General features: G+C 51.9%; 4 protein-coding genes. All 4 read left to right on the top strand.

The window, feature by feature from the left end:
* A partial coding sequence (locus tag C2M24_RS09610; RefSeq protein ID WP_199775704.1) for a beta strand repeat-containing protein occupies nt 1–4,393 on the top strand: 4,393 nt, incomplete at its 5' end.
* Nucleotides 4,380–5,675, top strand: coding sequence for a TolC family protein (locus tag C2M24_RS09605; RefSeq protein WP_233999530.1), 1,296 nt, complete (start codon nt 4,380–4,382; stop codon nt 5,673–5,675). The genes C2M24_RS09610 and C2M24_RS09605, both read left to right, overlap by 14 nt.
* On the top strand, nt 5,672–7,798 hold the full coding sequence (locus C2M24_RS09600; RefSeq protein WP_105214538.1) for a type I secretion system permease/ATPase: 2,127 nt from the start codon (nt 5,672–5,674) through the stop codon (nt 7,796–7,798). The genes C2M24_RS09605 and C2M24_RS09600 overlap by 4 nt, the downstream gene beginning before the upstream one ends.
* Nucleotides 7,788–8,945: an HlyD family efflux transporter periplasmic adaptor subunit gene (locus C2M24_RS09595; protein ID WP_105214537.1), complete on the top strand. Its 1,158-nt coding sequence runs from the start codon at nt 7,788–7,790 to the stop codon at nt 8,943–8,945. Before C2M24_RS09600 ends, C2M24_RS09595 begins: the two co-directional genes overlap by 11 nt.
* Nucleotides 8,946–9,065: the final 120 nt, after the last annotated feature.

Genomic DNA, 9,065 nt, shown 5'->3' with positions numbered 1-9,065 from the left:
CAATGTGACCCTTTCTGGCGTTGTCGAAGCCGGTGCCACCGTCGACAGCATCACCATCAGTGATGGTGTGACCACGATCACGGTACCGAGCTCGGCGATCAGCACGGATAGCAACGGCAACGTGACCGTCGTAGGGCAAGACCTGTCAGGTCTCGCTGACGGCGAATTGACCGTCACCATGACAGTGACCGACGCTGCCGGGAACACAGGCACGGTCACCGATACCACCACCCTAGATACGGGCGCACCTTCGGTGACCATCAACGATAACACCACCAATGACAGCACCCCAGCCTTGACCGGCACCATAGATGATCCAGAGGCGAGCATAGTAGTAACCGTTGAGGGTGTGGATTATGTTGCCACCAACAATGGCGACGGCACCTGGACCTTGGTGGACGACACCTTGCCTGCGCTTATGGACGGTAGCTACCAGGTCACCGTGACCGCCACCGACGCGGCGGGTAACAGCAGCATGGCCACGGGCAACTTAGTCATTGACACCAGCGCACCAACCACGGGCGATGGTGCGAACAGCATTGCGTTCAACGACGGCGGCGATGAGCTGGTTAGCGCAAGTGAGGCGACCAATGTGACCCTTTCTGGCGTTGTCGAAGCCGGTGCCACCGTCGACAGCATCACCATCAGTGATGGTGTGACCACGATCACGGTACCGAGCTCGGCGATCAGCACGGATAGCAACGGCAACGTGACCGTCGTTGGGCAAGACCTTTCAGCTCTCGTCGATGGTGAATTGACCGTCACCATGACAGTGACAGACGTCGCAGGGAATACAGGTACTGTAACAGATACCACCACCCTAGATACGGGCGCACCTTCGGTGACCATCAACGACAACACCACTAATGATACAACCCCAGCCTTGACCGGCACCATAGATGATCCAGAGGCGAGCATAGTGGTAACCGTTGAGGGTGTGGATTATGTTGCCACCAACAATGGCGACGGCACCTGGACCTTGGTGGACGACACCTTACCAGCGCTTATGGACGGTAGCTACCAGGTCACCGTGACCGCCACCGACGCAGCGGGTAACAGCAGCATGGCCACGGGCAACTTAGTCATTGACACCAGCGCGCCAACCACGGGCGATGGTGCGAACAGCATCATGTTCAACGACGGCGGCGATGAGCAGTTAAGCGCGAGCGAAGCCACGAACGTCAGCTTCACCGGCAGCGTTGAAGCCGGTGCCACAGTGAACAGCATCACCATCAGTGATGGCGTGACCACGGTCACGGTGCCGAGCTCGGCGATCAGCACGGATAGCAACGGCAACCTGACAGTCACCGGGCAAGACCTTTCAGGTCTCGCCGACGGTGAATTGACCGTCACCATGACAGTGACTGACGTCGCAGGGAATACAGGTACTGTAACCGATACCACCACCCTAGATACGGGCGCACCTTCGGTGACCATCAACGACAACACCACCAATGACAGCACCCCAGCCTTGACCGGCACCATAGATGATCCAGATGCGAGCATAGTAGTGACTGTCGAAGGGGTGGATTATGTTGCCACTAACAATGGCGACGGCACCTGGACCTTGGTGGACGACACCTTGCCAGCGCTTATGGACGGTAGCTACCAGGTCACAGTGACCGCCACCGACGCGGCGGGTAACAGCAGCATGGCCACGGGCAATTTAGTCATTGATACCAGCGCGCCAACCACGGGCGATGGTGCGAACAGCATCATGTTCAACGACGGCGGCGATGAGCAGTTAAGCGCGAGCGAAGCCACGAACGTCAGCTTCACCGGCAGCGTTGAAGCCGGTGCCACCGTCGACAGCATCACCATCAGTGATGGCGTGACTACCATCACGGTACCGAGCTCGGCGATCAGCACGGATAGCAACGGCAACCTGACAGTCACTGGGCAAGCTCTGTCAAGCCTCGCCGACGGCGAATTGACCGTGACCATGACGGTGACAGACGCCGCAGGGAACACAGGTACGGTAACAGATACCACCACCCTGGATACGGCCACACCTTCGGTGACCATCAACGATGACGTTACCAATGACAGCACCCCGGCCTTGACCGGTACCATAGATGATCCAGAGGCGAGCATAGTAGTGACTGTCGAGGGTGTGGATTACACCGCCACCAACAATGGCGACGGCACCTGGACCTTGGTGGATAACACCTTGCCAGCGCTTATGGACGGAAGCTACCAGGTCACCGTGACCGCCACCGACGCGGCGGGTAACAGCGGCACGGCCACGGGCAACTTAGTCATTGATACCAGCGCGCCAACCACGGGCGATGGTGCGAACAGCATCGCGTTCAATGACGGTGGCGATGAGTTGGTAAACGCGAGCGAAGCGACCAACGTGACCCTTTCTGGCGTTGTCGAAGCCGATGCCACCGTCGACAGCATCACCATCAGCGATGGCGTGACCACGATCACGGTACCGAGCTCGGCGATCACTTTGGATAGCAACGGCAACCTGTCAATCACTGGGCAAGATCTGTCAAGCCTCACCGACGGTGAATTGACCGTAACCATGACGGTGACCGATGCTGCGGGCAATACCGGCACGGTAACCGATACCACTACGCTTGATACCGCTGTTGATGGGAATGGCAATGGTCAAACCGTCACCTTTGACAGTATTTCCAATGATTCTGGTACTGACGGAGACTTCATCACGAGCGATACCTCGTTGATCTTCAACGGCACCATAGATCTTGACGATGCCACTACCTTGACTGTGTCTGTTGCTGGCACCGAGTACACCTTTGGAACTGCGCCAGAGCTCACCATTGATAGCAATGGCAACTGGAGCCTCGACTTATCGGGGACCCCATTAGCTGCTGGCACCTACCCAGTCATTGCGACGGTTACCGATGCAGCAGGTAATTCACTTAGCACCGCCAGCCAAGATGTTGTCATTCAAGCGCTTGACGCCGTAAATGATGTGAGTGCTATCGACCTTGAGCCCGTTGTTACCGTTAACCCGCCACAAACAACTGACGATGTAGAAGTGCTTGGTTTGGCGGACGCAACTGGCGGCGCTAATGCCAGCGCGACCTTCACTGTTGCACCAGACAATATCGGTGACGTGGAAATTGAAGTTAGCCAAACCTCACTTGCAGCGGTTGCTGATGCCTTTATGGTTGAGGTGTACGATGAAAATGGTGTGCTGGTGTATCAAGGGGTCAGTGCAAACTCACAACTTGCCAATGTTGGTGGTTTGGATATTTTCAACATCACCGGGGATGAGACTATCTCTATCTCGATTCCAGACTTAGCAGCGGGTAACTACAGTGTGGTTGTGCGCAACGATGCAAGTCTGCTGGAGAATCAGGTAGGCAGTGTGCTGGACGCTGACGGTGATGGAGAGGTCAGCCTTAGCGAACTCGGCTTCGCAGGCGTGGAGCTTGGTCCAGATAACCGAGACTATGTGCTGCAGTACGTCGAAGATACGATAAATGCCATGCAGAATGGCGGCTCATTGCTGACCGGTGACGGGACTTTGATTCGCGAAACTCTGGAAGAGATGCTTGCTATCACTCCAATCATAGGTGCTGGTGAAATAGAAGACCGACTGACTGATGCGCTCGACGCCAAAGGCGTAAACCGAGACCTCAAAAAGTTCTATCAAGTTATCGCCGATGCTCTGTTTAATGACACCGTAACCCTGTTAGAAAGTACGGACATTACCACCACAGTAACTGAGTACAGCTACTTCGGTGAGGCGCAAGGTAACTTGATTGAGGGAGATACAGGTGGTGCTGGTGCAGATACCATTATCGATGGCGCACAAGTCACTATGGTCACAAACAGTGCTGGTGAAAGCGTCGTTGTGCCAGATACAGGCACGGTGACGATTCAAGGTGCATATGGTGTCTTGGAAATTGCAGCTGACGGCACTTATACCTATACCGCAAATGGTGATCGCAGTTCGTTCGGTCAAGACGAAGTGTTCAACTACACCCTGTCAGACGGTGAAACTTCTGACTCGGCATCACTGACCATCAGCATTACGGGTAGTGACTCCCCGGCTGGGCAAGCACAAACCGACATAGCTACAGACGAAGGTGCACCAGTAACCGAGTTAAGCGCTGACCTGTTGTTCAGTATGGTCGATGACGGTGAACTGATGATGCAATATGACGTTCTTGCCTCGAGTGAACCAAGGTTCAACGACAAGAGTGAAGAGTTGATGCGTCAAGCTGTGCTTGAACACACAGTCGAAGAAGACATCGAATTACTGCTCAACGATGTAGATGCTGAACCAGAGACGCAAGCACTGTCGGTTTCGGGTGATTACGGTACCTTCAGTATCGACGGCGTTATGTTTAATGACGTGAGTCTCCTTCAGCAGTCGCCGTGGGCGGATGAGGATACTAATGTCGTCATTTAATCGACATTTCCGGTATGCGGTTATGCTTGGCTTGAGCTGTTGCTCAAGTCAAGCTTTTGCCACATCTTTTGATCCGGCAGAAAGTCCGTCAATCTCACAAATGGTGCATTATGGCTTAACCTTGAATCCTCGTGTTCGCTCCGCGGTGGCTGAGATCCAGCAAGCTGAAAAAACCATAGACGTTAACGAGGGCCGCTTTTGGCCTTCACTTGACCTTACCGCAGGGCCTGCGGATGGCATCAGCGGCGCCTTTGCTTACAATATCACCCTGAGCTACACCTTATACGATTGGGGGGCATTGGACAGCGAACTGGAAGGCATGAACGCCGAGGCGCGTAAAGCGTTACATAAATTACGCCAAGTACGTGCAGAAGTCGGCATCGAAATCATCGAAGCTTACCTCGATATTATGCTTGCTCAGCAACGACAAGCGATTATTCAAGAACACCAGCGACGTATTGCTCGTGTTGAGCGCATGGCTGAAATTCGCGCTGCAGGAGGTTATAGCGACCGCGCCGAATTAAATCGAGTGCTGCAAGCGCGCTATTATAATGAACAACAAAGGCAAATGACCGACGGTGACCAGCAGCAAGCGCGCTTGCGTTTACGCATGTTGATGCAACGCCCGGTTACGGCCCTGCCACCATTGCCTGCCAATTACGTGCAGCTACAAAACCTGTTGCCGAGTACCCAACAACAAACACAATTGATCCCGCGCTCACCGCAATATATGCAGGCCCAAGAAGAAGTTCATATTGCCCACAGTCAAGCTGAGCGCGTCAAAGCTGCGCAACTGCCTCGTGTGGTCTTAGAAGCCTCATCGCAACGCCGCGATATCGGTGGTGAATTAACTCGCGACTCTGCGGTCGCGGTGCGTTTTAAAGCGAGCTTCAATCAAGGTTTAGCCAGCTTCGATATGGATGACATTGAGCGTCTGCGCGCTGAAGCCGCACAGTGGGATCTGCAATTTACACAACTCGATATTGAACGTAATTTGAATATGCAACGTGAATCACTGCGCAACTTAAGTCAACAACGACAATCACTTGAACAACAAGTAAATGCGGCAACCGCACTGCTGAGCGCCTACCAAGATCAATTCCGCGCAGGCCTCACCACGGTAGAGGAAATTTTAACGACAGAGCGCGAACGCTTTGAATTGCTCAGCCAACATCTGAACGTATCCATTGAGCTATTGCGCATTCCCTACCGGATGAGCTCAGAACTTGGGATCCTAGAATCTGTCCTTGCCGCGCAGAGCAATGAGGCGCATAACCTATGACGCACTTCAATCCAGTGACGCCACCCACAGTTGATCCCTTGCAACTTGCATTAACAACCTATTGTCAGTTGCTGGGTAAACCGACACGCGAAGAGGTCATTTGCGAAGGTCTGCCTTTAAAAAACGGCCGTTTAACTATCGAGTTAATTCCACGCGCCTTGGATAATCAGGGCATTAATGCCGTTGTGGTGGAGAAATCACTCCAGCAATTGCAAGACTACCATTTACCTGCCTTATTGCTTACCCGGCACAACTCTGGATTGGTATTAATCAGTAAAGATGAAGAGCACTGCACTGTTGTCGTGCCGGAAACCGCTGGACAAAAAACCTATACCTATGCCGAACTTGAAGCTTTGATCTCCTCGCACCTGGTTCTTGCTGACATCGCCTACCAAGCGGATGACCGAGCGAAGGACTATGCACAGCCCTACAAAAAGCATTGGCTCAAAGAGCAGTTGATGAAGTGTTGGTCGACCTATATTGACGTCGGTGTCGCTTCGATGTTTGCCAATATACTGGCCGTTGGTACCTCGTTATTTGCCTTACAGGTGTACGACCGGGTCGTTCCTAATGATGCCTTTGATACCTTGTTTATTCTTACCACAGGGGTTGTCATTGCCATTGTTTTTGACTTTATCTTACGGGTTCTACGCGCCTATTTGCTTGATGTGACTGGTAAAAAGTTAGATTTAGAGCTGTCATCGCGACTCTTTTCACAAGTGTTGTTTATGCGGCTTAAAGCGAAACCGCAATCCACCGGCGCGTTTTCCAGTCAATTGAAAGAGTTTGACAGTGTGCGCGAGTTTTTCACCTCGTCTACCGCGGCCACCATCAGTGACTTTCCATTTATCCTCTTATTCTTACTGCTGATCTGGTATCTAGGCGGCCCCGTGGTGTGGGTGCCGATCATCGCTATTTTATTGATGTTATTACCCAGCTTACTGATGCAGGGAAAACTGGCTGCATTGTCTCGTGAAGGGTTACGCGAAGGCGCTGTAAAACAAGGGCTGATGATCGAGGTGATCGAAAACCTCGAAACGGTTAAAGCTAGCCACGCTGAGTCTCGCAATTTGTTTTTATGGGAAACCCTTACCAAGAAGCAAGCAGCCGACAGTGTCACTTTTAAAAGCCTCTCGAACAGATTGAGTCAAGGCGCTGCAATGGTGCAGCAACTCGGATTTATTTTCGTGGTGGTGGTTGGGGTTTACCAAATCAGTGCCAGCGAAATGACGATTGGTGCACTCATCGCCTGTACCATGTTAACTTCACGCACCATAGCACCGGTAAATCAAATCACTGGGGTGCTGGTGCGATGGCAGCATGTTAAGGTTGCCCTTGAAGGACTTGACCAGATTATGCAGGCGCCTACAGAGCGCCCGCCAGGCCGCCAGTTTGCTCATAAACCTAGGCTCGATGGCGATTACAGCCTCGAAAATGTCAAACTTAGTTATGGCAATGAGGGGCCGCCAGCGTTGAGCATTAATAAACTGCAGATTAAAGCAGGAAGTCACACCGTGTTACTTGGCAGCAACGGCGCTGGTAAATCGAGTTTGTTGCGGATCTTAGCGGGCTTAGAAGACGTCGATAGCGGCCAAGTGCTGCTTGATGATATTGCCATGACACAACTCGATCCCGCGGACCGTCAGCGTGATATTGGCTATTTGCCACAAGATTCTTGTTTGTTTTACGGGACGTTACGCGAAAACCTTCAGTTGGCAGGCAATAATCACACGGATGAGGCCATTTTCAACGTCCTTGATAGCATTGGTTTTGGTGTTGCTGTGCGTGCGCATCCGCTGGGCTTAGATATGCCTATTCTTGGCAGCAGAAGCCTCTCCGGTGGTCAACGTCAAGCCGTTGCATTGGCACGGTTAATCTTACAAAACCCGCGAATTGTGTTACTGGACGAGCCAACCTCGGCGTTTGACCAAGTCAACGAAGAGAAAGTCATACAATTTATGCAAACCTGGTTACAAGGTAAAACCTTGGTCATGTCGACCCATAAACGCCGGATGTTGGCACTAGGTACCCGAGGAGTCGTTCTTAAACAAGGACATGTGGCTAACGAAGGTGATTTCGATAGTATTTTAGCCCCTCAAGGGCAGGTGAAACATGAAGCCTAGTAACCCCTGGTCGGATGAAAGCCGTCTATTTTCTGCGCGTCCTGCGCTGTGGTTGTGCATCTTAATCGTGGCCATTTTTATTGGCTGGGCGGCATTTGCTGAGATTGACGAAGTCACCCGCGGTGAAGGTAAAGTTATTCCCTCCAGCCGTTTGCAGACAATCCAAAGCCTTGAAGGGGGGATTGTCGAAGAATTATTGGTCTCAGAGGGGCAACTAGTAGAGCAGGGCGATCCCTTACTTCGGCTCGATAGAACCCGCTTTTTAGCCGCGTTTCGCGAAGGTGAAAGCCAAGCTTCGTCCTTGTTAGCTTCAATCACCCGTTTGGAGGCCGAGGTACGTGATAGCGCTACATTAACCTTTCCAAACGAACTGAAAATCGATGAGAAAGATCGCATCTTTGAGCAAGCGTTATTTGCTTCTCGACGGACCAATAAACAAGAAAAAGTAGTTGGTTTACAACGCCGCATGCACATTGTTGAAGAGCAGCTCGGCATCTTACGCCCCATGGTGGCGTCCGAGTCGGTCAGTCAAATGGAGCTGCTCCGGTTAGAAAAGGAGCTTGAAGATCTAAAAGGACAGATCATCGAAGTCAGCAACAATTACATGCAGGACGCCTACACCGAATTGACTCAAAAGAAAGCAGAGCTCAATGCCCTGAACGAGTCTTTAGTGCAGCGGCAAGATCAGTTGACTCGCACCCAAATCACATCGCCTGTCAAAGGCATGGTGAATGACATTTTGGTTACCACACGCGGTGGTGTGGTGCAGCCGGGGGAGCCTATCATGTATGTCTTACCGATTGATGAGCAATTACTGATAGAAGCGAAAATAGCCCCTGAAGACATCGCATTTTTAGCACCTGGAATGTCAGCGAAAGTGAAAATCACGGCGTATGACTTTTCGATTTACGGCGATCTAGAAGGCGAAGTAATTCAAATCAGTCCGGATACGATTGAAGAGGAAACGGCACAAGGCAAAGCGTATTTTTATCAGATCCTGATTACCACCGAAGGGAATCAGTTAGTTAAAGGTGATAAGAGCTACCCCATCCGCCCCGGCATGATTGCACAAGTGGATGTGTTAGGAGGTAAACGCACAGTTCTCAGTTACCTCTTAAATCCGCTTCTGAAAGCTAAACTCAACTAAGTAACACAAACAAGAAGTACCCCCGCTTGGTGGTACTTCTTGATATCGAATTAGCCAGACACCTATCGAATTAGCCAGACACCCACTCCAAAATTTCACACTTCCGGACTCCTTGACTAC

It is taken from the genome of Pseudoalteromonas sp. T1lg22 (assembly GCF_002964645.1).
Classification (GTDB): domain Bacteria; phylum Pseudomonadota; class Gammaproteobacteria; order Enterobacterales; family Alteromonadaceae; genus Pseudoalteromonas.
Note: the sequence above shows the minus strand (reverse complement) of the source record. Positions and strands in the feature narration are given on the sequence as shown.

What these genes read in the sequence shown, in the direction of transcription:
- C2M24_RS09600 (WP_105214538.1), top strand. Translation starts at nt 5,672, where the DNA reads ATGACGCACTTCAATCCAGTGACGCCACCCACAGTTGATCCCTTGCAA.
- C2M24_RS09605 (WP_233999530.1), top strand. Translation starts at nt 4,380, where the DNA reads ATGTCGTCATTTAATCGACATTTCCGGTATGCGGTTATGCTTGGCTTG.
- C2M24_RS09595 (WP_105214537.1), top strand. Translation starts at nt 7,788, where the DNA reads ATGAAGCCTAGTAACCCCTGGTCGGATGAAAGCCGTCTATTTTCTGCG.